We start from the raw sequence: 25,377 nt of genomic DNA, 5'->3' as shown, positions 1-25,377 counted from the left end.
CTTGGTTCGGGAGGTGGTCACTGCACGACGTCGTCGACGCTGGGCGACTCGTTGCGGGACAGGTTGATGCCCAGGTTGGCGGCCGCGCGCTCGAGGTCCTCGTCGTCCCCGTCGCGCATCTCGATCGCGGCGCCGTCGCTGGAGAGCACCTCCACGTTGAGGCACAGCGACTGCAGCTCCTTGAGCAGCACCTTGAACGACTCCGGAATGCCCGGCTCCGGGATGTTCTCGCCCTTGACGATGGCCTCGTAGACCTTCACCCGGCCGAGCACGTCGTCCGACTTGATCGTCAGCAGCTCCTGCAGCGTGTACGCCGCGCCGTAGGCCTGCATGGCCCAGCACTCCATCTCACCGAAGCGCTGACCACCGAACTGCGCCTTACCACCGAGCGGCTGCTGGGTGATCATCGAGTACGGACCGGTCGAGCGGGCGTGGATCTTGTCGTCCACCAGGTGGTGCAGCTTGAGGATGTACATGTAGCCGACCGCCACCGGGAACGGGAACGGATCGCCGGAGCGGCCGTCGAGCAGCACCGCCTTGCCGTCCTCGCGGACCATCCGCTCGTCGTCCCGGTTCGGGAGCGTCGAGCCGAGCAGGCCGGTGATCTCGTCCTCCTTGGCGCCGTCGAACACCGGGGTCGCGGTGTGCGTGCCGGGCGCGACGTCGTAGAGCTCTTCGGGGAGCTTCGACGCCCACTCCGGCTTGCCCTCGATCTTCCAGCCCTGCGACGCGAGCCAGCCGAGGTGCAGCTCGAGCACCTGGCCGATGTTCATGCGTCGCGGCACACCGTGGGTGTTCAGCACGACGTCGACCGGGGTGCCGTCCGGCAGGAACGGCATGTCCTCGACGGGCAGCACCTTGCCGATGACGCCCTTGTTGCCGTGCCGGCCGGCGAGCTTGTCGCCGTCCTGGATCTTGCGCTTCTGGGCCACGTACACCCGGACCAGCTCGTTGACGCCCGGGGGCAGCTCGTCCTCGTCCTCGCGGGAGAACACCCGGATGCCGATGACCTTGCCGGTCTCACCGTGCGGCACCTTCAGCGAGGTGTCGCGCACCTCGCGCGCCTTCTCGCCGAAGATCGCGCGGAGCAGGCGCTCCTCGGGCGTCAGCTCGGTCTCGCCCTTCGGGGTGACCTTGCCGACCAGGATGTCGCCGTCGCCGACCTCCGCACCGATGCGGATGATGCCGCGCTCGTCGAGGTCCGCGAGGACCTCCTCGGAGACGTTCGGGATGTCCCGGGTGATCTCCTCGGCGCCGAGCTTGGTGTCCCGCGCGTCGATCTCGTGCTCCTCGATGTGGATCGACGTGAGCACGTCGTCCTGGATGAGCCGCTGCGAGATGACGATGGCGTCCTCGTAGTTGTGGCCCTCCCACGGCATGATCGCCACGAGCAGGTTCTTGCCGAGCGCCATCTCACCGTTCTCGGTGCACGGCCCGTCCGCGATGACCTGGCCGGCCAGCACCCGGTCGCCGTCGGCCACGATCGGCCGCTGGTTGACACAGGTGCCCTGGTTGGACCGGCGGAACTTGTGCAGCCCGTAGGTCCGGCGGCCGCCGTCGTCGGCCATCACCGTGATGAAGTCGGCGGACAGCTCCTCGACCACGCCGTTCTTCTCGGCGACCACGACGTCACCGGCGTCGACCGCGGCCCGCAGCTCGGTGCCGGTGCCCACCAGCGGCGACTCGCTGCGCAGCAGCGGCACCGCCTGGCGCTGCATGTTGGCACCCATCAACGCGCGGTTGGCGTCGTCGTGCTCGAGGAACGGGATCATCGCGGTCGCGACGGAGACCATCTGCCGCGGCGAGACGTCCATGTAGTCCACGCCGAACGGCTCGATGAACTCGACCTCGCCGCCCTTCTTGCGGACCAGCACGCGGTCCTCGGCGAAGTGGCCCGCCTCGTCGAGCGGCGCGTTGGCCTGCGCGATGACGTGCCGGTCCTCCTCGTCGGCGGTCAGGTAGTCGATCTGGTCGGTGACCTGACCCTCGATGACCTTCCGGTACGGCGTCTCGATGAAGCCGAACGGGTTGACCCGGCCGTAGCTCGACAGCGAGCCGATCAGGCCGATGTTCGGGCCTTCCGGCGTCTCGATCGGGCACATCCGGCCGTAGTGGCTGTGGTGGACGTCCCGGACCTCCATGCCGGCGCGCTCCCGGGACAGACCGCCCGGGCCGAGCGCGGACAGCCGGCGCTTGTGCGTCAGGCCCGCGATCGGGTTGGTCTGGTCCATGAACTGCGACAGCTGCGAGGTGCCGAAGAACTCCTTGATCGCGGCCACCACGGGGCGGATGTTGATCAGGGTCTGCGGCGTGATCGCCTCTACGTCCTGGGTGGTCATCCGCTCGCGGACGACGCGCTCCATGCGGGACAGGCCGACCCGGATCTGGTTCTGGATCAGCTCGCCCACCGTGCGCAGGCGGCGGTTGCCGAAGTGGTCGATGTCGTCGACCTCGACCGGCACGTCGTTGCCGTCGATCGTCATCCCGGTGTCGCCGGCGTGCAGGCGAACCAGGTACTCGATCGTGGTGACGATGTCGTCCTCGGTCAGCACGCCCACGTCGCTGGCGATGGTCAGGCCGAGCTTCTTGTTGACCTTGTAGCGGCCGACCTTGGCCAGGTCGTAGCGCTTGTCCTTGAAGAAGAGGTTCTCCAGCAGGGTCTGCGCGGACTCCTTGGTGGGCGGCTCACCCGGGCGCAGCTTGCGGTAGATGTCGAGCAGCGCCTCGTCGGTGCCGGCCGTGTGGTCCTTCTCCAGGGTCGCGAGCAGCGTCTCGGAGAAGCTGAACCGCTCGCGGATCTGCTCGGTGGTCCAGCCGAGGGCCTTGAGCAGCACGGTGACCGGCTGGCGGCGCTTGCGGTCGATGCGCACACCCACGGTGTCGCGCTTGTCGACGTCGAACTCCAGCCACGCGCCGCGGCTGGGGATGACCTTGACGCTGAACACGTCCTTGTCGGTGGTCTTGTCGACGTTGGTGTCGAAGTAGACGCCCGGGGAGCGGACGAGCTGGGACACGACGACACGCTCGGTGCCGTTGATGATGAACGTGCCCTTGTCCGTCATGACCGGGAAGTCACCCATGAACACCGTCTGGCTCTTGATCTCGCCAGTGGAGTGGTTGGTGAACTCGGCGGTGACGAACAACGGCGCCGCGTAGGTCATGTCCTTGTCCTTGCACTCCTCGACGGAGGCCTTCACCTCGTCGAAGCGTGGGTCGGAGAAGGAGAGGGACATCGAGCCGGAGAAATCCTCGATGGGAGAGATCTCGTTCAGGACCTCTTCGAGGCCACCGACCGGGGTCTCGTCACCGGCGTCGACACGGCGCTGGAACCACGCCTCGTCACCGGTGAACCACTGAAACGATTGGATCTGCAGGTCGAGCAGGTTGGGTGTACCAAGCGGCTCACGGATCTTCGCGAACGAGACCCGCAGCGGAGCGCCTGGGATCCCTGAGTTCGACACGGTGGAGTTGGTCGCAGCAGTGGCCTTGGTCGCGCGGGAGACTGCCAAGATGCGTCCTTCCAGGACTATGTGCGGTCGAGCAGCCTCGTTAGCAACTGTAACGAAGCTGGTCAGGGGTGCGGTCGTGCCCAACAGTCTAGGGCATGCGAAAGTGGGCAGCGCAAAGGGGCAGTCTAGCCGTAAAGTCGGCGACTGTCTAGGCCCGCAATCAACCGTCCTCCCGCCGAAGGCGTGCTTGGTGAATAGCGTGACCCCGTGGCGTCATTCAGTCAAGATGCCGCGCCAGGATCTCACCGGCTTTCCGGCGTCTCGTCAGCGTCCCTCCAGCCGTTCTGCGACCCGGTCTTCCCCGCTTCCGGCCCGCTGACCAGGGGCTCGTCCGCCGCCACCCCGTTCCCATGATCGCCGGTGGCGAACACCGACCGTGACGATCCGCTCGAGTTCGCCTCAGCACTTCGGGGGCGGCTCGCCGTTCACGAGGAGCTGGTCGAACATGTCGAACCCGGTGATCTTCCACGTGTCGCCCTCGCGGTGGGCCCGGACGGCGAACTGGGCCTCGCCGGCCACCGAGTTGTTCACGTCGACCCGGGTGCTGCTCTGGTCGATGAACACCAGCGCCTCGGCGCGGTCGCCGTCCAGGCGGACCAGGGCGATGTCCCGCACGGCCGTCACCATGACGATCTTCTGCTTGGGCGCCTGCTGCTTGACCTTGCTGAACAGCTGGTCGTACTGGCAGCGCGCGGTGCCGGAGAGCGTCGAGTCGACGGCCCTGTCGGTCGACTCCAGGTCGGTGTAGTTGTAGCTGAACGTCTGCTCGATGGCGGACTTCAGCTGCCCGATCGCCTCGCTCGTCGCGGCCGAGTCGGTCAGCGCGGTGTTGCTGTCGGCGCTCTTGAGGCCGTCGGCCTCGCCGCGGAACCACACCGCGAGGCCGGCCAGGACGACGGCCACCACGATCAGTACGACCGCCACCGACAGCCGGGTGGCACCTCGCCGGCGCGGGTCGTCCCCGACGCGAGCGCGTCGGGCGCCGTCGGCCTCGGTCCTGGTCTCGGTCCTCGTCTTGGTGCGGGCCTCGGCCACGGAGAGGTCGGCCGGGCGGGTGATGCCGGCGGCACGCCGCTTGCCTGCTGGGCGGCGGGCCGGAGCGGGCGCCGCGTCATCCACGCCGTCGTCCGCGTCCGCCTGGTCCTCGTCGGGGTCGGCCGGGACGGCGTCCCTGTCGTCGGCGCTGTCGTCGGCAATGTCCTCGGCGACGTCCGGCTCGGGGTCCCGTGTGGTGGCGGGGGGCTCGGTGGCCGGCTCGGTGTCGTCGGCGTCCAGCGTGCCGGACATCGACTCGGGCTCGGTGTCCCGCGCCGTGTCGGGCTTGGTCTCGGGCTCGGTGTCGGGGGTCTTGTCCGGCGCGCTGTCCCGTGCGGCCGGCCGGTTGCGCAGGCCGGCCACCCGGGGGCGGCGGACCGGCGGCGCCTGCCCCGCGGTCGGGGGCGGGCGGCGGCGTGACGGTGGCACTGCTCGGGTCCTTTCGCTGGGAAGTCGCCGGGAGGTCTAGTTGGGCTGGGCGTAGGGCACGGGCCCGAGGTTCTCGAGCTTCCAGCCGTCCGCCGTGCGCGTCAGCGTCGCCTGGATCCGCTGGTAGGACGGCTGTGGCTTGCCGTCGCCCGTCTGCACGGTCTTCTCGATGGCGGCGATCACGGTCGCCTTGCCGCCCCGCTCGTCCAGCTCCTTCACGGCCGACGAGGTGATCGTCGCCGACGTCACCGGCTTCGCGTCCCGGAGCTGCTGCTTCTTCTCCGCGGGGAGGTTCGCGATCTCGTCGTGCAGCGGGCCGGTCGTCGCGTTGGCCCAGTTCCCGAGGTCCTCGTCGAGGTTGCGGTAGTCGAGCTCGTTCATCGTGACGATCGCGGCGCGGGCCACCCGGTCCACCTCGTCGCGCTTGTTCGAGTACTCCAGGCCGTCGTCGCCCGCCGCCCGGAACCACTCGACGCCGAACCACACGGCGACCGCCGCCGCTGCCACCACCAGCGCGACCGACGCGGCGAGCGCGATGACCGGGAGCCGCGAGCCGAGCCGGCCCGGCTTCTCCTCGGCGGCCGACTCGTCGTCGCGCCCGGCCACGGTCCCGGTGTCGGCATCGGTGTCGGCATCGGTGTCGGTATTGGTGTCGAGGTCGCCGTCGGTGCCGGTGTCGCTGTCGGCGGATGTCATGGCTCTCCAGGGTAGGTACGGCTGCCGCCGCCCGGTCAGCCGGGCAGGCCGAGCAGTTCCGCCAGGCTGGGCTGGCTGGCCATCCCGGGCTCGGTCAGCGTGCCGGGCAGGCTACCGCGCTCGAGCCCGGTCGGTTGCCGGCCGTCCGGTTCGGGCCCCTGGCTCGGCGGCGTGGGCGGCTGGGACTGGCCGCCGACCGGCACGTTGTTCGAGCCGCGCACGTTGATCGGGCTGCCCGGGGGCTCGGCGCAGTAGGTGTCCGGCCGGATCGGCTCGGGCGGCGAGTCGGTGTCGGTTCCGTTGCGCCGCGGGGTCTGCTCGTACCCCTTGGTGCACGGCGGCGGGTTGAACAGGTTGAGCACCAGGCCGAGGTGCGCCTGCCCGGGGTCGGCCGCCAGCAGCCCCTGCCCGGCCGCGCTGAACAGCGGGTAGGACACCAGCGTGTACTCCAGCCCGTCCTTGCGCGCCCCGACGATGTCCGACACCGTCAGCAGGTTCGCGAACAGGGCGGACAGGCCCGGGCCGGACTCGCGGAGCAGGTTCGTGACCGCGGTCGCCGCGCGCGGGGTCGCCGTGATCAGCCGGCGCAGGTCCGGGTCGGACTTGCGCAGCTGCTCGGCCAGCAGGTTCAGGTCACCCGCGAACGAGGCGATGTTGTCCGACTGCGCGGCCTGCGTGTCGAGCACCGTGCCGCCGTCGTTGATCAGCGCGACCGTCTGCGGCAGGTGCTCGGCGGCCGCCGCGGTGAAGTCGGACGTGCTGTCCAGCAGCACCTGCAGGTCGTCGCCGGTGCCGGCGAAGGCGCGGTCCAGCTCGTCGACGACCGTGCGCAACGAGTCCGTCGGCACCGAGCTCGCCAGGCTGTCCAGGTCGCGGATGAGAACGTCGGTGGCCACCGGCGTCTTGGTCCGGTCCGCCGCGATCACCGACTCGCCGGACAGGAACGGGCCGCCCCCGTGGCGCGGCCGCAGATCCACGTACTGCTCGCCGACCGCCGACCGGTTGGCCACGACCGCGTCGAGGTCCGCCGGGATGTCCGGCGCGTCCGGCTCGATGTCGAGGTCGACCTGCAGGCCGTCGCGTGTCAGCCGGATCTCACCGACCCGGCCCACGTTGTAGCCGCGGTAGGTGACCTCGGCGTTGGTGAAGATGCCGCCCGACTGGTCGAGGTTCATCCGCGCCGTGTAGCCCTCGGCGCCGAACACCTTGCCCAGGTCGGTGAACCGGAACAACGCGTACACCACCGCGACGGTCGCGATCACCACGAACGCGATCAGCTGCAGCCGTATCCGGTTCGTCAGCATCAGCCGCCACCCCCCAGGATGCCGTCGAGGATGCCGGCCAGCCCACCCTCCGCGGACGCGGGCGGCTCGTTGCTCGGGATCGGCAGCTGCGAGCCGCCGTCCCCGGGCTTGCCGCCGACGACGTCACCGAGGACCGGCAGGTTCTCCAGCGGGTTGCGCCGGCTGCGGGACAGGTTGTCCACAATGGTCTGCAGGTTCAGGTCGATCTTCGCGTACAGGTTGAAGTAGTCGCCCCGCACGCCGTTCACGGCCTCGTCGGTGAACGGGATGGTGAACAGGATCTCCAGCGACTTCGGCAGGTCCGCGCCCGCCTCCCCCAGCTTGGCCAGCGCCGGGGTGAGCGCCTTGAGGTCGGCGACCAGGTCGGCCTGGCTCGCGTCGACCGTCCGGACCGCGACGTCGGACAGCGACTGCAGGCTCTGCAGCATCCGCACCAGCTGGCCGCGCTGGTCGGTGAGCACCTTGAGGCCCGGGCCCAGGGTGTCGATCGCGCCGGCGAGCCGGTCGCGCTCGTCGTTGAGCGTGCCGGCGAGCCGGTTCACCCCGTCGATCGCGCGCGTGATGTCCGACTTGCTCTCGTCCAATGTGGACACGAGGTCGTCGAGGCTGCCGAGGGTCCGGCGGATGTCCGCCTCGTTGCCGGCCAGGGCGTTGTTCAGCTCCTGCGCGATGTTCTGCAGCTGCTCGATGCCGCCGCCGTTGAGCAGCATCGACAGCGCGCCGAGCACCTCCTCGATGTCGGTGTTGCGGTTCGTCCGCTCGAGCGGGATCAGCGCGCCGTCGGCCAGCTCGCCGCGTGCCCGGTCCGGTGGTGGCGGCGACAGCTCGACGTACTTCTCGCCGAGCAGGCTCGACTGGCGCAGCATGGCCAGCGCGTTGGCCGGCAGCTCGACGTCCCCGTTGACCAGCATCGTCACCTCGGCGGTCCAGCCGCCCGGGGCGAGCCTGATGTCCTCGACGCGGCCGACCGGAACCTCGTTGACCTTCACACCGGACTGCGGCACGAGGTCGAGCACGTCGGAGAAGTGCGCCTTCACCGTGTACGGGCGGTCGCCGAGGTCCGCGCCACCGGGCAGCGGGATGTCGTAGATGCCGGTGAACGAGCTGCACCCGGAGGTGGCCAGGACCGCGGCGAGGGCGGCGATCACGAACTTGCGCGGTCGCATCAGTTGCCACCTCCCGTGGAGCCGGACAGGTTGTCCAGCGGCAGCGGGACCGGCGGCAGCTCGCCGGCCTGCAGCGCGGTCAGGACCTCGGCCGGCGTCGGCAGCGGCACGGCGCCCCGCACGAGCGGGGCTAGCTGGTCGCACGCGTCGGCCAGGGTCTGCGGCAGGTCGTTCGGGGTGCCCTGGCGGACCATGTTGCAGATCGTCACGATGGGCGGCTGGGCCAGCTCGTTGAGGTCCGCGCGGGCGTCGAGCGTGCCGGACGAGCCGTTGTAGCTGTTGATGATGTTGGACAGCGCGACCGGCGCGATGTCGAGCACCTCCGAGAGGGCGGCCCGCTGGTCGACCAGAACCTTGGTCACCCCCGCCAGCTTGTCCACATTGGACTTGAGTTTGGCGCGGTTGTCGTCGATGAACCGCTGCACGGCGCCGAGCGCGATGCCGAGCTGCTGCACGGCCGCGGCCAGGTCGCCGCGCTCGTCCGCGAGGAAGCGGCTGACGTCGGCGGCCTGCTCGTTGAACCGGTTGACCGCGTCGTCGCTCGCGGCCAGCGCCGAGGTGAACTTCTGCAGGTTGTCGACGGTGGCGAACAGGTCCTCGTCGCTGCCTGACAGCGTTCCGGCCATCTGGGAGAGCTGGGTGATCGTCTGGTTCAGCGCCTTGCCGTTGCCCTTCAGGTTGCCCGCGAGCGAGTCCAGCAGGTCCGACAGCGCGCCGTTCTTGTTGGCGCCGTTCGGCCCGAGCGTGGTGCTGACCCGGTTGAGGCTCGCGTACAGGTCGTCGATCTCCAGCGGGGTCGCGGTGCGCTCGCGCGGCAGCACGGTGCCCTCGACCAGCTCCGGGCCGCCCGTGTAGGCCGGGGTGAACTGCACGTACCGGTCGCTGACCAGTGACGGCGCCACGATGACGGCCTTCGCGCTCGCCGGGATTGGGACGTCCCGGTCGACGAGCATCTCCACGCGTACCAGGTCACCCTGCGGCTCGACGGCGTCGACGTTGCCGACCTGCACGCCGAGCACGCGCACGTCGTTGTGCTCGTAGAGGCCCACGACGCCCGTGAACACCGCGGTGTAGCGGCGCTGGTTCGCGTCGACGAGCACCCACCAGAGGGCGGCCGCGACGACCAGCGCCAGCACGATCGCAATGCTGACGCCTCGAGCGAGATCCCGCCCCAGTCGTGTACGGGTGGTCATGAATGGACCGCCTCCCAACCGCACCTAAGGGGAACGAGACGCAACCCAGCCACAAGTACGTGCATAACCGAACGACACCGACTCAAGGTGACCCACAGGGTTAATTTCGGGGAGGCGGTCATGTCTTCCCCAGGCAGCCTTCTTCGTTGACCGGGCCGACCGGCGGTGGCATGAGGCCGCAGATGTAGTTGTCGAACCAGCGGCCGTTGCCCACCGCGTTGTTGAAGAGCCGGACGAACGGCGCCATGTTCTTGATGCCCCGCCCCAGCGCGTCCTGGTTGCGCTGCAACATTCCGGTGAGCTGGTCCAGGCTCGTGAGCACCGGGCCGAGCTGGGCGTTGTTGTCGTCGACCAGGCCCTTGAGCTCGGTGGCGAGGGTCTGGGTCCCGGTGAGCAGCGTGCTGATCGCGTCGCGGCGCCGGCTCACCTCCGCCAGCAGCAGGTTGCCGTCCTGGAGCAGCCGGACCACCTCGGCGTCGCGGTCGGCCAGGGTCTGGCTGATCTGCCTGGTGTTGTCGAGCAGCTGGGCGAGCTGGTCGTCGCGGGAGGAGATCGTCTTCGACAGCGCCTGCAGGCCGTTCAGCGCGCCGCGCACGTCGTTCGGGGTGTCGGCGAACGTGTTCGCGATGACCTCGAAGCTCTGCGCGAGCTGGGCGGTGTCGATCTGGTTGGTGGTCTCGGCGAGGCCGCGGAACGCCTCGAGCACGTCGTAGGGCGCGGTCGTGCGCTCCCGCGGGATCCGGTCCGACGGGTCGAGCACCTCGCGGCCGTCCGGCTCGAGCGCCAGGTACTTCTGGCCCAGCACGGTCTTGATCTTGATGGCGGCCGAGGTCCGGTCGCCCACCCAGGCGTCCTTGACCTTGAACGCCACGACCACCCGGTCGCCCTCGAGCTCCACATCGGACACCTCGCCGACCTTGACGCCGGCGATGCGCACCTCGTCGTTCGGCGCCAGGCCGGCGGCCTCGGAGAACTCCGCGCTGTAGGTGGTGCCGCCGCCGATGATCGGCAGGTCGTCGGAGAACATCGCGACGATGAACGCGAGGGCCAGCACGACCAGGCCGGTGATGCCGATCGGGATCGGGTTGCGCGAGCTGAACGACCTCATCGCGTACACCTCGCGTGGTTCGTCTCCGTGACCGGGACGTCGATCGGCTGCGTGATGATCCCGGGGATGCCGACCGACCCCGACGCCGAGCACAGGTAGAAGTTGAACCACGAGCCGTAGCTGACCGTCCGGGTGAGCTTCGCGGTCTTCTCCGGCAGGAACTGGATGAAGTGCTCCACCACGTCTTCGCTGTCGTTGAGGTTGTTCGTCAGCCGGCCGAGCGCGGCGATGTCCTTCTTGAGCGGCGCGCGCGCCTCGGTCAGCAGGCCGGACGTGGTGTCGGCGAGCCCGCCGAGCGCCTCGATCGCGTCACCGATGGGCTCGCGGTCCCGCGCGAGCCCGGAGACCAGCTGCTGGACCTGGGCGATCAGCGTGGAAAGCTTGTCGCCGCGGGCGTTGATCGTCTCGAGCGCGCCGTTGAGGTTGTCGATCACCGCGCCGATCACCTGGTCCTTGTTGGCGATCGCCGAGGTGAGCGAGGCGGTGTGCGCGAGCAGCGACTCGACCGTGCCGCCCTCGCCCTGCAGCACCTGGATGATCTCGTAGGACAGCTGGTTGACGTCGTTCGGCGACAGTGCGCGGAACAGCGGCTTGAACCCGTTGAAGAGCTCGGTGAGGTCCAGGGCCGGGCGGGTCCGCTCGAGCGGGATCTCCTCGCCCGGATCGAACACGTCGTTCGGGTCGCCGCCACTGCCCTCGGTCAGCGAGATGTAGCGCTGGCCGACGAGGTTGCGGAACTTGATCTGCGCCTCGACGCTGTTCGGCAGCTTGCGGTCGGCGCTGACCGAGAACGTGACCTCGGCCTGCTTGCGGTCGACGATGCCGACCTCCTCGACCTGGCCGACGCGCACGCCGGCGATCCGCACGTCGTCGCCGGGCAGCAGCAGGGTCGCGTCGGTGAACCGGGCCTTGTAGCTGTTGGTGGAGCTCAGGTTCACGTTGGCGATGCTGATCGCGAGGATCGCCGTCGCGGTCACCGTGACCACGGTGAAGACGATCAGCTTGGCGAGCGGTGCCGCGAAACCCCTCACGACGCCCCCTCGCAGGCTCGGTGCCGCCGTTCACGGTCGCCCTGTGTTCGACGGTTCGCTCCGCAAGCTCCGCCCTGTGTTCGACAGTTCGCTCCGCAAGCTCCGCTCACGAGAACCTCACCTCCGCCCCGCGGTAGAGCGGGCCCACGAGCAGGCTCGCCCAGGCCGGCACCTGCTGCGGCTCGACGCCCAGCTCGGGCGCGAGCAGCTGCGCGAGGAAGTCACGCTCGGCCGGCGAGTTGGGCAGCGAACCCGGCTGCCCGGCGCTCGACGGTGCGGTGTTGCCCGGCGGCAGCACGCCGTCCTGCGCCGACCGGTTGGCCGGGCCGTGCGAGGTGCCGTCCCGCAGCTCGCCGTCCGGCGGCTGGTCGGGGAACGGATCGCCCATCTGTTCGGGGTCGTAGCAGCGCGGCCCCCGGTGCTCGTTGAACTCGGGATCGTCCACGCCGGGCTCGTAGGGGCCCTTGTCGACGACGACCTCGATGGTCGCGTGCAGGCCCGGCTTGTTCGTGCCGCCGCCGAAGACCGGCTTGGACGCGTCGACCAGCGACGCCATCTGCTTGAGGAAGCACGGGTAGGACGGCGAGTACCGGGCGAGCAGCTCGAGCGTGTCGCGGGAGCTGTCGGCCAGCCGGATGAGGTTGTCGGAGTTGGCCCGCAGGAAGGACTCCAGGTTCGCGCTCGTGTTGGTCATCTCGGCGAACAGGGCCCGCAGGTTCGCCTTCTGCTCGGCGATCGTCCGCGAGGTGACGCTCAGGTCGGACAGCGCGTCGACGAAGTCCGGGATCGCCTCGGAGTAGGTGTCGCTGACCTCGACCAGCGCCCTCAGGTCGTGGGTCAGCTGCGGCACGTGCGGGTTGATCTCGTCGACGAGCTCGCCGAGGTCGACGAGCGTCTCGCCGAGCTGCTTGCCCCGGCCTTCGAGCGCGGTGGAGATCGCGGTCAGCGTGGTCGACAGCTTCTGCGGCTGCACCGCCTGCAGGACCGGCAGCAGGTGGTCGAGCGCCTGGGACAGCTCCACGGCCGGAGCCGACTTGTCCTGCTCGATCCGGTCGCCCTCCGCGAGGGGTCGCGGGTCGGCGTCGTCCGGGATCTGCAGCGCCACGTACCGGTCGCCGAACAGGGTCTTCGGGATGAACCGGGCGGACACGTCGCGCGGGATGACGTCGACCTTGGCGGGGTCGAGCGCGAGCTCCAGCTCCGAGCCCTGCGCGGTCGGGGTGATCCTGCGGATCTCGCCGACGATCAGCCCGCGGACCTTGACGTCGCCGTGCACCTGGAGCTGGTTGCCGAGCTTGTCTGTGGTCAGCGAGACCCGCACGACCGGCGTGAACGCCTTGTTGTACATGGCGATCGACAGGCTCACCAGCGCGGCGACCACGACGATGAACCCGATGCCGAGCAACCGGCGTCGGATCGTGGCCAGCACGGTCTTTCGACTCATCCGCCGATCCTCACGGTCACGGTGGTGCCCCAGACGGCGAAGCCGATGAAGAAGTTGAGCAGCGCCGCGGTGACGATCGTGGTCCGCACCGAACGGCCGACCGCCACGCCCACGCCGGCCGGGCCGCCGCTGGCCCGGTACCCGTAGTAGCAGTGCACGAGGATGATCACCACGCTGAAGATCAGCACCTTGCCGAAGGACCAGAAGACGTCCTGCGGCGGTAAGAACAGGTTGAAGTAGTGGTCGTAGGTGCCCGCCGACTGCCCGTAGAAGTAGACGGTGATCATGCGGGACGCGAGGTAGGAGCTGAGCAGGCCGATGATGTAGAGCGGGATCACCGCGATGAAGCCGGCGATGATCCGCGTGGTCACCAGGAACGGCAGGCTCGGCACGCCCATCACCTCGAGCGCGTCGATCTCCTCGGAGATCCGCATGGCGCCCAGCTGCGCGGTGAACCCGGCGCCGACCGTGGCGGACAGGGCGAGCCCGGCCACCAGTGGCGCCACCTCGCGGGTGTTGATGTAGGCCGACGCGAACCCGGAGAACGCGGCCGTGCCGATCTGGTCCAGCGCGGCGTAGCCCTGCAGGCCGACCACCGTGCCGGTGAACACGGTCAGGCCGATCATCACGCCGATGGTGCCGCCGATGACCGCCAGCGCACCCGAGCCGAAGCTCACCTCGGCCAGGATCCGCATGGTCTCCCGGAGGTAGCGGCGCAGCGTCCGCGGGATCCAGGCGAGCGCGCGGAGGTAGAACGACAGCTGGTCGCCGAGGTTGTCGAGGACGCCGAGCGGGGCGCGTGCCGCCCGCCGGGCCGTGTCGGAGATGGAGGGCATCGCTCAGCTCCCCTTCTGCGGCACGATCGTCAGGTACACGGCGGTGAGCACGAAGTTCACGAAGAACAGCAGCAGGAACGTGATCACCACGGACTGGTTCACCGCGTCCCCGACACCCTTCGGCCCGCCCTTCGGGTTCAGCCCGCGGTACGCCGCTACGACGCCGGCGATGAAGCCGAAGATCAACGCCTTGATCTCACTGATCCACAGGTCCGGCAGCTGCGCGAGGGCGGAGAAGCTCGCCAGGTACGCGCCCGGCGTGCCGCCCTGCAGCACGACGTTGAAGAAGTAGCTGCCGAGCACGCCGACGACGCTCACCAGACCGTTGAGCAGCACCGCGATCAGCATCGCCGCGAGCACCCGGGGCACGACCAGCCGCTGGATCGGGTTGACGCCGAGCACCTCCATGGCGTCGATCTCCTCGCGGATGGTGCGCGCGCCCAGGTCGGCGCAGATCGCCGAGCCGCCGGCGCCAGCCACCATCAGCGCGGTCACCAGCGGCGCGGCCTGCTGGATGATCGCGAGCACCGCCGCGGCGCCGGTGAACGACTGCGCGCCGAGCTGGACGATCAGGCTGCCCAGCTGCAACGCGACGACAGCGCCGAACGGGATGGCGACGAGCGCCGTCGGCAGGATCGTGACGCTCGCGATGAACCAGCACTGCTGGATGAACTCCCGCACCTGGAAGGGTCGGCGGAAGATGTTGACCAGGACGTCCAGGACGAGGGCGAACAGCCTGCCGGTCTCCCGCAGGGCCCCGGCACCCGGAAAGGGCTGGCCCGCCTCCCCGGAATTCAAACCGGTGGTTGCGTTGGGTGGGCGACGTCCAGTTCGGTACGCACTTGTGGCTGAGTTGCGTCCCGGTCCCCTTGGGTCCGGTCGGGTGCCACGCGGCTCGCGTGGGGTCATGCGCGGTCTCCGGACCCGGTCGGGGGGTCGGGTCGCCAGTCGGAGCGCGGCAGGTCCGCCACCTCGTCGGCCAGGTCGCCCTCCGAGCTCGCCCACTCCGTGCCGCGCGGGCGCGGGCTGGGCCGGAACGTGCCCGAGTTGGCGAGGTGGTGCGAACGCACGCCGTAATGCTCGCGCTCGGCGGGGGTGAGCGAGTCGATGATGCCCTCCTGCGCCGGCTTCGGGAGGGTGTTGATGATCGACATGACCCGGTCCTTGCGGCGCCGCACGCCCTGGCGCTCGGGCAACCCTGGAGTGGGCTCGATCTGCGGTACCACGCCGCGGGGGTCCTCGGTGCCGCCGGCGTGGTGGCCGGCGTCCACCTGGGCCTGCTCGGCGTCCATGGTGGCCTGGTCCTTCTCCTCGCTCATGCCGATCGGCCCGATGCGGCTGCCGCCCAGGAACTGCTCGACCACCGGCTCGTCGCTGGTGAGCAGGACCTCGCGGGGCCCGAACATGACGAGCTCGCGGCGGAAGAGCATGCCGATGTTGTCCGGCACGGTCCGGGCCAGGTTGATGTTGTGCGACACGATCAGGATCGTGGCGTCGATCTGCGCGTTGAGGTCGATCAGCAGCTGCGAGATGTAGGAGGTGCGGACCGGGTCGAGGCCGGAGTCCGGCTCGTCGCACAGGATGATCTCCGGGTCGAGCACGAGCGCGCGGGCGAGGCCGGCCCGCTTGCGCATGCCGCCGGAGATCTCGCCGGGCAGCTTCTTCTCGGCGCCCGCGAGCCCGGTCATGTCGAGCTTCTCGTGGACGATCCGGCGGATCTCCTGCTCGGACTTCCTGGTGTGCTCGCGCAGCGGGAAGGCGACGTTGTCGTAGAGGTTCATCGAGCCGAACAGCGCGCCGTCCTGGAAGAGCACGCCGAACAGCTTGCGGATCTCGTAGAGCTTGTGCTCGGAGCAGGTGACGATGTCGACGCCGTTGATCATGCAGGAGCCGCGGTCGGGCTTGAGCAGACCGATCATGGACTTGAGGAAGACCGACTTGCCGGTGCCCGACGGGCCGAGCATCACGCTGACCTCTCCCGGGGGCAGCGTGAGCGTGACGTCCCGCCAGATGGTCTGCCGGCCGAAGGACTTCGTCAGGCCCTCGACGACCACCTCGGCGCCCATCGAACCTCCTGCTTTTGGCGTGTCACCTTGGTGCAACGAGCGCAGTGCCCACTGGTTACTGCTGGGTTTCGTGCACGATTCCCGGGACACGGCGAGAGCCGGCACCGATGTCTCGGTGCCGGCCCTCGAGCCGTTCAGCGCCGGTCGTCCGGCGCGGGCGTTCGGCGTGGCGTCACTTGAGGGAGACGCTCGCGCCGGCGGCCTCCAGCTTCTCCTTGGCCGCGTCGGCGGCTTCCTTCGCGACCTTCTCCAGGACGGGCTTCGGAGCGGACTCGACCAGCTCCTTGGCCTCCTTCAGGCCGAGGCCGGAGACGACCTCCCGCACGACCTTGATGACCTGGATCTTCTTCTCACCAGCACCCTCGAGGACGACGTCGAACTCGTCCTGCTCCTCGGCGGCGGCCGCGCCACCGTCACCGGCGGCGACCGGGGCGGCCACGGCCACCGGGGCGGCGGCGGTGACGTCGAAGGTCTCCTCGAACTGCTTCACGAAGTCGGACAGCTCGATCAGCGTCATCTCCTTGAACGCGTCGAGCAGCTCCTCGTTGCTCAGCTTCGCCATAGCGGCGTTTCCTTTCCAGTGGTGGGTTTTCTCAGCTCTCGGCGGGGGCCGCTTGCTCGGCTGACGCCTTCTTCTCCTGCAGTGCCGCGGCCATGCGGGCGACCTGCGAGGCGGGCGCGGCGAAGAGGCCGGCCGCCTTCGTGAGGTTGCCCTTCATGGCACCCGCCAGCTTGGCGAGCAGCACGTCGCGGGAGTCGAGGTCGGCGATCCTCTCGACCTCGTCGACCGTGAGCGGGCGGCCTTCCATGTAGCCGCCCTTGATGACCAGGCCCTTGTGGTCCTTGGCGAAATCGCGCAGGGCCTTGGCCGCATCGACCGGCTCGCCCTCGACGAACGTGATCGCGGTGGGGCCGACGAACAGGGACTCGAGGCCCTTGATGTCGGCCTTCTCGGCGGCGCGCTTGACGAGGGTGTTCTTCGCGACCCGGTAGGTCGCGCCCGTGCCGAGAGCGCGACGCAGGGTCGTCAGCTGGGACACGGTCAGACCGCTGTACTCGGTGACAACGGCGGCCGTGCTGTTGCGGAACCGGTCCGCGATCTCAGTTACGGCCTCGACCTTGTCTGCCTTCGCCATGGTCGCCTCCTCTCTGTGGCAGTTCCGTATGTGGCGGACCGCCGTCGAGGACCCTGGAGACGACGAACGCCCCGGCGCAGCAGCACGGGGCGTCAGGAGCGCGTACGCGCTCGAACCTCGTTCTCCTGCGCGGGCCGCCCGCGGTTCGCGGGGCCTTCGTCCGTCCCGTTGCCGGGACGGAGACCAGCGGTCTTCGGTAGAACCGCTGACGAGGATACGTGGGTGCGCCGCGGGGTCGCGCACCACCTCCCCCATGACCTTCCGCGCCCGCCCGAACACGGCATGATGGAGTGCGTGGTCGACAACGAGCACCCGCCACCGAACCCGCCCGGCTCGCCGGGCCGGCTCGGTGGGCCGGCGCCCGCCGACGAGCCGTACTCGCCCACCGAGCCGAAATCCGCCGAACCGACACCAGCCGAGCCGGTGTCCGCCGAGCCTCTGTCCGCCGACGGGGAGCCGACGCCGCCCGCCGGCGCGCCAGCACAACCCGCGCCCGGCAGCGAGCTGTCCGTCCGGCCCCCGGACCAGGCCACGCCCGCGACCCCGCCTCCCCCGCCGATCGACCCCGAGGCGGTGCGCCAGTTCCAGGAGTTCCAACAGTTCCAGCAGTTCCAGGAGCTGATGCGCCAGCAGCAGGAACAGGGCTTCCCCCAGGGCACGCCGCCCCCGCCCGGCACGCTGCAGCCGTGGGGTCCCCCGCCGCAGCGGAGCGAGCCGGTCTGGAAGCGGGCGCTTCGGCCGGTCGCGGGCAAGGTGATCACGGCGGCGATCGTGGCCCTGCTGCTCGCCGGCGCCGGCTACTGGCTGCTCGAGAAGCTGCCGGGCAGCGGTCCGCCCGAGTCGCCGGGGCCCCCGCACGTGATCGGCGGCAAGAAGGCGGAAACGAACCTGATCTACGAGACCGACCCGCGCAACGCGGTACAGAAGATCTACGACGACATCGCGCAGGGCGACCCGGAGAGCGCGTGCGGCCGGTTCACCGACGAGGCACGCGCCGAGTTCGCCGACCACCTCGGCCGCTACGGCGGCTCCTGCGAGGACATCGTCGCGACGATCCACGCGAGCGTGGTGGCCGCGAGGATGAAGGACGAGTACGCCAACCCCGACAAGCTGACGGGGGTGACCGCGCAACCCACCGACGAGCCCGTGACCGTCAGCTCCTGCACACTCGGCGTCACCGGCGGCCCACCTCTGGGCCTGCTCACGGTCAGCAAGATCGAGCGCTCGGAGGGCGGCCAGTACATCGTCACCGGACACGAGGCCGAGCCGGAGACCTGCGCCGGCGTCCCCTCCGCGCCCCCCACGACGTAGATCACGGACGCATAACTCAGCGACGGAAATATCGGTACCCGACGAAAGTCGGGAACGTGGACTGTTGATCAATACGCATGGATAGTGCTGATTCCGCTGCCGCGAAGCCACGTCAACCATGAGGAAACGTACTGGTCAGAGCCGGTTTCCGAGGACCCGGCGGCGTGCTGCGGAAATGACGAGCCGACGAGTGGTGTGAACCACCATTCGAGTCTCCTCGTATACCCGGGTGGCCCCATTCGTACGAATGCCAAGCCAAGGAGGTCGGGGAGAGTTGCGCGCCAAACACAGAGGCGTATCCAAGAAGAAGATGCTGTTCGCCAGCGGTGGTGCCCTCGCCGTCGCTGCTCTCGCAATCACGTTGCCGCAGGCATCCGCCACGGACACGCAGTCCGATCCTCAGGTCACGGTGAGTGAGGGCACGGCCATGCTGTGGGACGAGGCCCGGATGCCGGGCACCGCGTGGTCGGTCAACCCCGAGACGAACCAGATCGAGGTTCTCGCCGACAGCACGATCGACGCGGACGAGTGGGACGCGATCCAGTCCACAGTGGACTCCATGGGCGAGGGCGTGGCCACGCTCGAGCGGGCACCCGGGGAGTTCCAGCTGTTCGCCGCGGGTGGTGACCCCATCTTCGCCGAGGGCGCCCGCTGCTCGCTCGGCTTCAACGTCACGAACGCGGACGGCAGTCCCGGGTTCCTGACGGCGGGCCACTGCGGTGTCGCGTTCGACCAGTGGTCGGACACCGAGGGCGGAGAGGCGATCGCCACCATCCAGGACGCGGTGTTCCCGGGTGACGGCGACTTCGCGATCGCGTCCTACGACGACCCGAACGCCGATGCGCCCAGCACCGTGAACATCGGCGGCCAGGAGGTCGAGATCACGAGTGCGCTCGAGGCCGAGGAAGGCCTGCAGGTGTTCCGCATGGGCAGCACGACGGGTCTGCACGACGGACAGGTCACCGGCCTCGACGCCACCGTGACCTACCCGGAGGGCACTGTCACGGGCCTGATCGAGACGGACGTCTGCGCCGAGCCTGGTGACAGTGGCGGCGCGCTGTTCACCGAGGACGGCGGCGCGGTCGGCCTGACCTCCGGCGGCAGCGGCGACTGCACCTTCGGCGGCGTCACCTTCTTCCACCCGGTGACCGACGCGCTGGAGCGGACGGGAGCCACGATCCCCTGACCGATCACCACCCACAGGGAGAGAAACCGGCGCCCCCGAGGAGTTCCTCGGGGGCGCCGGCCTCTGTCGGTGTGCGGGCTGGGATCAGGCGGGCTGCTCCTCGGCCAGCATGTTGCGGGTGCGCGACGGGTCGACCGGGATGCCCGGGCCCATCGTCGTCGTGAAGGTGACCTTCTTGAGGTAGCGGCCCTTCGCGGCGGACGGCTTGGCCCGCAGCACCTCGTCCAGCGCGGCCGCGTAGTTCTCGACCAGCTTCTCCGACTCGAAGGACGCCTTGCCGATCACCAGGTGCAGGTTCGACTGCTTGTCCACCCGGAAGTTGATCTTGCCGCCCTTGATGTCGGCGACGGCCTTGGTGACGTCCGGGGTCACGGTGCCGGTCTTCGGGTTCGGCATCAGGCCGCGGGGGCCGAGGATTCGGGCGATGCGGCCGACCTTCGCCATCTGGTCGGGGGTCGCGATCGCCGCGTCGAAGTCGAGCCAGCCACCCTGGATGCGCTCGATCAGGTCCTCGGCGCCGACCTCGTCCGCCCCCGCGGCGATGGCCTCGTTGGCCTTGTCACCGGTGGCGAACACGATCACGCGCGCGGTCTTGCCGGTGCCGTGCGGCAGGTTCACCGTGCCGCGCACCATCTGGTCGGCCTTGCGGGGGTCGACACCCAGCCGGATCGCCACCTCGACGGTCGCGTCCAGCTTCACCTTGGAGGTCTCCTTGGCGAGCCTCGCGGCCTCGAGCGGCGAGTACAGCCGCTCCCGGTCGACCAGCTCGGCGGCCTGGCGGTAGGTCTTGCTGCGCTTTGCCATGTCTGATGTCCAATCAGGTAGTGGTCACGGGCCAGCGCCTGGCCCTCCCACGTTCGGGTACGACTGCTCGACCGTGATGCCCATCGAGCGGGCGATGCCGGCGATTGTCTTGATCGACACTGCGCCGCCTGGTCGACATCGTTCTTACTCGACCGTGATGCCCATCGAGCGGGCGATGCCGGCGATTGTCTTGATCGACACTGCGCCGCCTGGTCGACATCGTTCTTACTCGACCGTGATGCCCATCGAGCGGGCGGTGCCGGCGATGATCTTCGCCGCCTGGTCGACGTCGTTGGCGTTGAGGTCGGTCGTCTTCGTCGCGGCGATCTCCCGCACCTGGTCCCAGGTCACCTTGCCGACCTTGTTGCGGTGCGGCTCACCGCTGCCCTTGTCCACGCCCGCGGCCTTCAGCAGCAGCTTCGCCGCCGGCGGGGTCTTGAGCTTGAAGTCGAACGAGCGGTCCTCGTACACGGAGATCTCGACCGGCACGACGTTGCCGCGCTGCGACTCGGTCGCGGCGTTGTAGGCCTTGCAGAACTCCATGATGTTGACGCCGTGCTGACCCAGCGCCGGACCCACCGGGGGCGCCGGGTTGGCCTGGCCGGCCGTGATCTGCAACTTGATGATCGCGGACAGCTTCTTCTTCTTCTTGGGTGGCATTACTTTCCCTGCTTCGTAATCGGCAAACTCCGGTGACGCTCGCTCCGCAAGCTTCGCTCGTTAGATCTTGGAGACCTGGCTGAACGACAGCTCGACCGGAGTCTCCCGGCCGAAGATCGACACCAGTACCTTCAGCTTCTGCCCGTCGGCGTTGACCTCGCTGATCGTGGCGGGCAGCGTGGCGAACGGGCCGTCCATGACGGTGACCGACTCGCCGACCTCGAAGTCCACCTCCACGACCGGGCCCTTGGCCGGCGTGGCCGCCGCCCCCTTGCCCGCCGTTGCCGGTTTGGCCTCCTCCACCTGCGGGAGGAGGAACTTGAGCACCTCGTCGATGGTCAGCGGCGACGGCTTGGACGTCGCGCCCACGAAGCCGGTGACGCCCGGGGTGTTGCGCACCGCGGACCACGAGGCGTCGTTGAGGTCCATCCGCACGAGGATGTAGCCGGGCAACACCTTGCGCTGGACCTGCTTGCGCTGCCCGTTCTTGATCTCGGTGACCTCTTCGGTCGGCACCTCGACCTGGAAGATGTAGTCCTCCATGTCGAGGGTCTGGATCCGGGTCTCGAGGTTGGTCTTGACCTTGTTCTCGTAGCCGGCGTAGGAGTGCACGACGTACCACTCGCCGGGCGCGCGGCGCAGCGCGTCACGCATCTCGGCGGCCGGGTCGGCCTCCTCCTCGTCCTCTGCCTGGTCCTCTGCCTGGTCCTCTGCCTCGTCGTCTGCCGCCTGGTCCTCGACGGCGTCCTCCGCGACAGCGGCGTCCTCCGCGACAGCGGCGTCCTCCGCGGCAGCGGCGTCCTCCGCGACAGCGGCGTCCTCCGCGGCAGCGGCGTCCTCCGCGGCAGCGGCGTCGTCCATGTTGGCGGTGGAGCCAGCCGCGGGCTCGTCGGCCCGCTCCTCGGCGGCCTTGGCCGCCTCCTCGTCGAACTGGTCCACACCGCCGCTGACGCTGGTCAGCTCCTGGCTGCCAGCAGCGCCGTTCTCGGAGCTCACGGTTCGGTCTCGCTTCCTTTCATCTTTCGCGTGCCCTGTCCACTCTGCCGGCGCACCCGCGTGGGCGCAGCTCAGCCGAACAGTGCGGACACGCCCTTGGCGAGCCCGAGGTCCAGCAATGCGATCAGGGTGATCATGAAGGCCACGAAGACCAACACGACCGCCGTGTACGTGACCATCTGCTTGCGTGTCGGCCAGATGACCTTGCGGAGTTCCGCGACAACCTCACGCAGGAACCGGAAGATCCGCGCGAACAGCCCCGGGCGGGACTCCTTGCGATCCCTGGTCGGCGTCGGCCGCCCCTTCTGCTCGCCACGTGTGGCGGACTTGGACTCGGTGTCCCTGCCCTTGCCCCGGACCTTCGCCTTGGCCCGGTCAGCGCCCTTGTCAGCGCTCTTGCCGCCGGTCTTCTCGCTGCCGGCCTTGGTGCCGGACTTCGAGGCCGTCGACTTGTCGTCGGCCGGCGCCGTGTCCTTCCTCGCGGCAGGGCGAGCGGACGCACGGCGCTCGCGCCGCGCCGCGGCGGTGACCGGACGAGACGGGCGCTCCTGTCCCTTATCCCGTTCCTTGTCCCGGTCGTCAACCACGCCAGTTCCTCCGCTCGATGGGTCCGCACCTTGCGTCTGACGCAGGGGTGACAGGACTTGAACCTGCAACCTGCGGTTTTGGAGACCGCTGCTCTGCCAGTTGAGCTACACCCCTTCGCGAGACCGATCGCTCGACCCCGCGGTCGTGGACGCATTCAACCCACCCCATGTCCTTCGTGGGGTGAGATCGTCAACTTCCAAGTTCAAGAGTGTACGACAGCCGCGAACTCGCCCCGCGCGCGCCCTGCCAAGCGCCCCCATTACAACACTGACCGGCCGACTGTTAATCCAATTGGCCGATCTGCGACGATTTCCCCATGGCTGACAGCTCCGCCCCCACCTCGCGCCGCGTCTCCGCCCGGATCGGCGGCATCGCCGAGTCCGCCACGCTCGCCGTTGACGCGAAGGCCAAGGCGCTCAAGGCGGCCGGCCGGCCGGTGATCGGCTTCGGGGCCGGCGAGCCGGACTTCCCCACGCCACCGGACATCGTGGCGGCGGCGATCGAGGCGGCCCGGGATCCACGCAACCACCGCTACACGCCCGCGGCGGGCCTGCCGGACCTGCGCGAGGCGATCGCGGCCAAGACGAGGCGGGACAGCGGCTACTCGGTGGTGGCGAACCAGGTGCTGGTCACCAACGGTGGCAAGCAGGCCGTGTACCAGGCGTTCGCCACGATCGTCGACCCCGGCGACGAGGTGCTGCTGCCCGCGCCGTACTGGACCACCTATCCCGAGTCGATCGCCCTGGCCGGCGGGGTCACGGTGCCGGTGCTGACCGACGAGTCGAGCGGCTACCTCGCGTCGGTCGAGCAGCTGGAGGCCGCGCGCACGCCGCGGACGAAGGCCCTGCTGTTCTGCTCGCCGTCCAACCCGACCGGCGCGGTGTACCCGCGCGAGCAGGTCGCGGCGATCGGCCGGTGGGCGGTCGAGCACGGCATCTGGGTGATCACCGACGAGATCTACGAGCACCTGACCTACGACGGCGTGACGGCCGCGTCGCTGCCGGTCGTGGTGCCCGAGCTCGCCGACACCTGCGTCGTGGTCAACGGCGTGGCGAAGACCTACGCGATGACCGGTTGGCGGGTGGGCTGGATGATCAGCCCGGTCGACGTGACCAAGGCGGCCGCGAACCTGCAGTCGCACCTGTCGTCGAACGTGGCCAACGTGTCGCAGCGCGCCGCGCTCGCCGCCGTGTCCGGCCCGCTGGACGCCGCCCACGAGATGCGCGAGGCGTTCGACCGGCGGCGCAGGACGATCGTGAAGCTGCTGTCGGAGATCCCCGGCATCGACGTGCCGACCCCGCAAGGGGCGTTCTACGCGTACCCGTCCGTGCGGTCGCTGCTGGGCAAGGAGATCCGCGGCACCGTCGCGTCGACGAGTGTCGAGCTGGCCGCGCTGGTGCTGGAGCACGCGGAGGTCGCGGTCGTGCCGGGCGAGGCGTTCGGCACGCCGGGCTACTTCCGCCTGTCCTACGCGCTGGGCGACGAGGATCTGGCCACCGGGGTCGCGCGCATGGGCGACCTGCTGCGCGAGGCGAGGTAGCTCCCGCCCCGCTACCGGCTGACGGTGAGGGTCATGCGAAGCGGGCGGTGGTCGGAGGCGATGGGGGCGTCGCGCACCGCACCGCCGGAGACGGCGAACGGCGACGAGACGTAGATGTAGTCGATGCGCCGGTCCGGGTCGTCCGCTCGGTAGGTGCAGCCGTTGGTCGCGCCGCAGGAGCGGACCCCGTGCCGTTTCTCCCATGCGTCCGAGAAGCCGAAGTCCGTGACCCAGCCGTGGATCGTCCCGTCGGGTTCGTGGTTGAAGTCGCCGCCGAGCAGCTTGCGTCCGCCGGCCGAGCCGATCGCGTCGAGCATCGTCCGGGCCTGCCGCTGGCGCAGCTCGGTGTCCTGGTGTTCCAGGTGGGTCGTGTACACGACGAGCGACGGCCCGCCCGGGACGGTGACGCGCGCCGACAGCAGGCACCGCTGCGCCCCGCCGGCCTTCGTGTTGGGGCACGCCGCGGTCTCGCCGTCACCGCGGGGCAGCGGGGTGTTGTCCAGGTACTCGAGCGGGTAGCGGGAGAGGATGGCGTTGCCCGTCGCGCTGGTTCCGCAGCCGGTCCCGGCGATGCGGTTGTGCCCCATGACGTGGTTCATGCCGAGGATCTCGGCGAGCCGTCCCGGTTGGTTGCGGCAGTTGCCCTCGGGATGGTTCAGGTTGGTCTCCTGGAGCAGGACGATGTCCGGGTCCATGGCGTCGAGCGTGCGGCCGGTTCGCTCGATGTCGGGTTCGTTCTCCCCCACGCCCGCGCAGCAGGGCTGCCCGTGGTGGATGTTGTACGTGACGACGCGAAGCGTGACGCTCGCGGCGTTCTGGACGGGCTCCGGTTCCACCGCCTTTGCGGACGGCACGGCGTCGCCGGGAACCAGCAACGCGGCGACCACCAGCGCCGACCCGCCGCGCGTCCACCACCGGACACGGGATTCCCCGACTCGTGACACGACCCCTCCCCGATTCCATGGCCTCCCGGCCGGCATCCCGACCGGCTGCCCCGGCGGGGCCAGGGTAGCGAGGCCGAAGCCCAGATTCCGCCCGGATCTCGCGCAGGCAGCATCGATGGTCCGCACTGAGATCGCCACTCGAGCCGGCCTCCGGCCCCCAAGATCAAGTCTAGCCGCGACCACCGACAGGCCCGGCCCTCCGCCGGCCGGCCTGTGGACAACCCCGGCGACGCGGGGGCCCCCGCTTTCCAGTCTATTCGCGGACACCGACGATTCCGGGCCGTCGCGGGTGGGCTGTGGACAGGTCAAGCGCGGGCCGGGGCGGCCGGCCGGGTCAGCGCGGGCCGGGTCGGCCGGCGGGTCAGCGCCGGCCGGATCTGGCGGCCGGGTCAGCG

General features: G+C 69.6%; 22 protein-coding genes and 1 tRNA gene. 3 read left to right on the top strand and 20 right to left on the bottom strand.

Going from position 1 to position 25,377, the window contains the following annotated elements:
* Positions 1–17: 17 nt before the first annotated feature.
* The 14 genes from rpoB to rplJ form a co-directional block, all read right to left on the bottom strand.
* Positions 18–3,509 carry a DNA-directed RNA polymerase subunit beta gene (gene rpoB / locus ACRDTB_RS14845; RefSeq protein ID WP_431430836.1) on the bottom strand — a complete coding sequence of 1,164 codons (3,492 nt, stop codon included), beginning with the start codon at positions 3,507–3,509 and terminating at the stop codon, positions 18–20.
* A 399-nt stretch (positions 3,510–3,908) separates the two neighbouring features.
* Positions 3,909–4,973, bottom strand: a complete 1,065-nt coding sequence (locus ACRDTB_RS14840) for a hypothetical protein (protein WP_431430835.1) — start codon at positions 4,971–4,973, stop codon at positions 3,909–3,911.
* Positions 4,974–5,009: 36 nt separating this feature from the next.
* Positions 5,010–5,669, bottom strand: coding sequence for a hypothetical protein (locus tag ACRDTB_RS14835; RefSeq protein WP_431430834.1), 660 nt, complete (start codon positions 5,667–5,669; stop codon positions 5,010–5,012).
* 35 nt (positions 5,670–5,704) lie between these two features.
* Positions 5,705–6,973, bottom strand: coding sequence for an MCE family protein (locus ACRDTB_RS14830; protein WP_431430832.1), 1,269 nt, complete (start codon positions 6,971–6,973; stop codon positions 5,705–5,707).
* On the bottom strand, positions 6,973–8,139 hold the full coding sequence (locus tag ACRDTB_RS14825; RefSeq protein WP_431430831.1) for an MCE family protein: 1,167 nt from the start codon (positions 8,137–8,139) through the stop codon (positions 6,973–6,975). Before ACRDTB_RS14825 ends, ACRDTB_RS14830 begins: the two co-directional genes overlap by 1 nt.
* On the bottom strand, positions 8,139–9,332 hold the full coding sequence (locus ACRDTB_RS14820) for an MCE family protein (protein WP_431430830.1): 1,194 nt from the start codon (positions 9,330–9,332) through the stop codon (positions 8,139–8,141). Before ACRDTB_RS14820 ends, ACRDTB_RS14825 begins: the two co-directional genes overlap by 1 nt.
* Before the next feature lie 118 nt (positions 9,333–9,450).
* Positions 9,451–10,440 carry an MCE family protein gene (locus ACRDTB_RS14815; RefSeq protein WP_431430829.1) on the bottom strand — a complete coding sequence of 330 codons (990 nt, stop codon included), beginning with the start codon at positions 10,438–10,440 and terminating at the stop codon, positions 9,451–9,453.
* Positions 10,437–11,471, bottom strand: a complete 1,035-nt coding sequence (locus ACRDTB_RS14810) for an MCE family protein (protein ID WP_431430828.1) — start codon at positions 11,469–11,471, stop codon at positions 10,437–10,439. Before ACRDTB_RS14810 ends, ACRDTB_RS14815 begins: the two co-directional genes overlap by 4 nt.
* 106 nt (positions 11,472–11,577) lie before the next feature.
* On the bottom strand, positions 11,578–12,915 hold the full coding sequence (locus ACRDTB_RS14805; protein ID WP_431430826.1) for an MCE family protein: 1,338 nt from the start codon (positions 12,913–12,915) through the stop codon (positions 11,578–11,580).
* The gene (locus ACRDTB_RS14800) at positions 12,912–13,751 is read right to left on the bottom strand and encodes an MlaE family ABC transporter permease (RefSeq protein WP_431430824.1); all 840 of its coding nucleotides are present in this window, start codon (positions 13,749–13,751) and stop codon (positions 12,912–12,914) included. The genes ACRDTB_RS14805 and ACRDTB_RS14800 overlap by 4 nt, the downstream gene beginning before the upstream one ends.
* A 3-nt stretch (positions 13,752–13,754) precedes the next feature.
* Positions 13,755–14,549: an MlaE family ABC transporter permease gene (locus ACRDTB_RS14795; RefSeq protein ID WP_431430823.1), complete on the bottom strand. Its 795-nt coding sequence runs from the start codon at positions 14,547–14,549 to the stop codon at positions 13,755–13,757.
* Between the two features lie 107 nt (positions 14,550–14,656).
* Complete coding sequence (locus ACRDTB_RS14790; protein WP_431430822.1) at positions 14,657–15,817, bottom strand: ABC transporter ATP-binding protein; 1,161 nt, start codon at positions 15,815–15,817, stop codon at positions 14,657–14,659.
* A gap of 172 nt (positions 15,818–15,989) precedes the next feature.
* The gene (rplL, locus tag ACRDTB_RS14785) at positions 15,990–16,379 is read right to left on the bottom strand and encodes a 50S ribosomal protein L7/L12 (protein ID WP_431430821.1); all 390 of its coding nucleotides are present in this window, start codon (positions 16,377–16,379) and stop codon (positions 15,990–15,992) included.
* Between the two features lie 31 nt (positions 16,380–16,410).
* On the bottom strand, positions 16,411–16,953 hold the full coding sequence (gene rplJ, locus ACRDTB_RS14780; protein WP_431430819.1) for a 50S ribosomal protein L10: 543 nt from the start codon (positions 16,951–16,953) through the stop codon (positions 16,411–16,413).
* A 222-nt stretch (positions 16,954–17,175) separates the two neighbouring features.
* Here rplJ and ACRDTB_RS14775 point away from each other — a divergent pair, with 222 nt between their 5' ends.
* Together ACRDTB_RS14775 and ACRDTB_RS14770 are read left to right on the top strand one after the other, a co-directional pair.
* A complete protein-coding gene (locus ACRDTB_RS14775) occupies positions 17,176–18,264 on the top strand; it encodes a hypothetical protein (RefSeq protein WP_431430818.1) in 1,089 nt (362 codons plus the stop codon).
* Between the two features lie 409 nt (positions 18,265–18,673).
* Complete coding sequence (locus ACRDTB_RS14770) at positions 18,674–19,450, top strand: S1 family peptidase (protein WP_431430816.1); 777 nt, start codon at positions 18,674–18,676, stop codon at positions 19,448–19,450.
* Positions 19,451–19,534: 84 nt separating this feature from the next.
* On the opposite strand, the gene rplA is transcribed toward ACRDTB_RS14770, so the two are convergent.
* The 5 genes from rplA to ACRDTB_RS14745 all read right to left on the bottom strand — a co-directional run bounded on the left by rplA (position 19,535) and on the right by ACRDTB_RS14745 (position 22,612).
* A complete protein-coding gene (rplA, locus tag ACRDTB_RS14765; protein WP_431430815.1) occupies positions 19,535–20,254 on the bottom strand; it encodes a 50S ribosomal protein L1 in 720 nt (239 codons plus the stop codon).
* Between the two features lie 225 nt (positions 20,255–20,479).
* Entirely contained in the window at positions 20,480–20,914 is a 435-nt protein-coding gene (rplK, locus tag ACRDTB_RS14760; protein WP_431430814.1) for a 50S ribosomal protein L11, read from the bottom strand.
* A 60-nt stretch (positions 20,915–20,974) separates the two neighbouring features.
* Positions 20,975–21,910: a transcription termination/antitermination protein NusG gene (gene nusG / locus ACRDTB_RS14755; protein WP_431430813.1), complete on the bottom strand. Its 936-nt coding sequence runs from the start codon at positions 21,908–21,910 to the stop codon at positions 20,975–20,977.
* A 71-nt stretch (positions 21,911–21,981) separates the two neighbouring features.
* Positions 21,982–22,497 carry a preprotein translocase subunit SecE gene (gene secE, locus ACRDTB_RS14750; RefSeq protein WP_431430812.1) on the bottom strand — a complete coding sequence of 172 codons (516 nt, stop codon included), beginning with the start codon at positions 22,495–22,497 and terminating at the stop codon, positions 21,982–21,984.
* Positions 22,498–22,539: 42 nt separating this feature from the next.
* Positions 22,540–22,612 (bottom strand) — tRNA-Trp (locus ACRDTB_RS14745).
* A 202-nt stretch (positions 22,613–22,814) separates the two neighbouring features.
* Between ACRDTB_RS14745 and ACRDTB_RS14740 the strand changes: the two genes are divergently transcribed.
* Complete coding sequence (locus tag ACRDTB_RS14740) at positions 22,815–24,038, top strand: pyridoxal phosphate-dependent aminotransferase (RefSeq protein ID WP_431430810.1); 1,224 nt, start codon at positions 22,815–22,817, stop codon at positions 24,036–24,038.
* An 11-nt stretch (positions 24,039–24,049) separates the two neighbouring features.
* Here the strand turns inward: ACRDTB_RS14740 and ACRDTB_RS14735 are convergent, their stop codons facing one another.
* Positions 24,050–24,982, bottom strand: a complete 933-nt coding sequence (locus ACRDTB_RS14735) for an endonuclease/exonuclease/phosphatase family protein (protein ID WP_431430809.1) — start codon at positions 24,980–24,982, stop codon at positions 24,050–24,052.
* Positions 24,983–25,377 lie beyond the last annotated feature (395 nt).

It is taken from the genome of Actinophytocola sp. (genome assembly GCF_050699935.1).
Taxonomy (GTDB): Bacteria; Actinomycetota; Actinomycetes; order Mycobacteriales; family Pseudonocardiaceae; genus Actinophytocola.
This window is presented reverse-complemented; position numbering and strand designations above follow the sequence as displayed.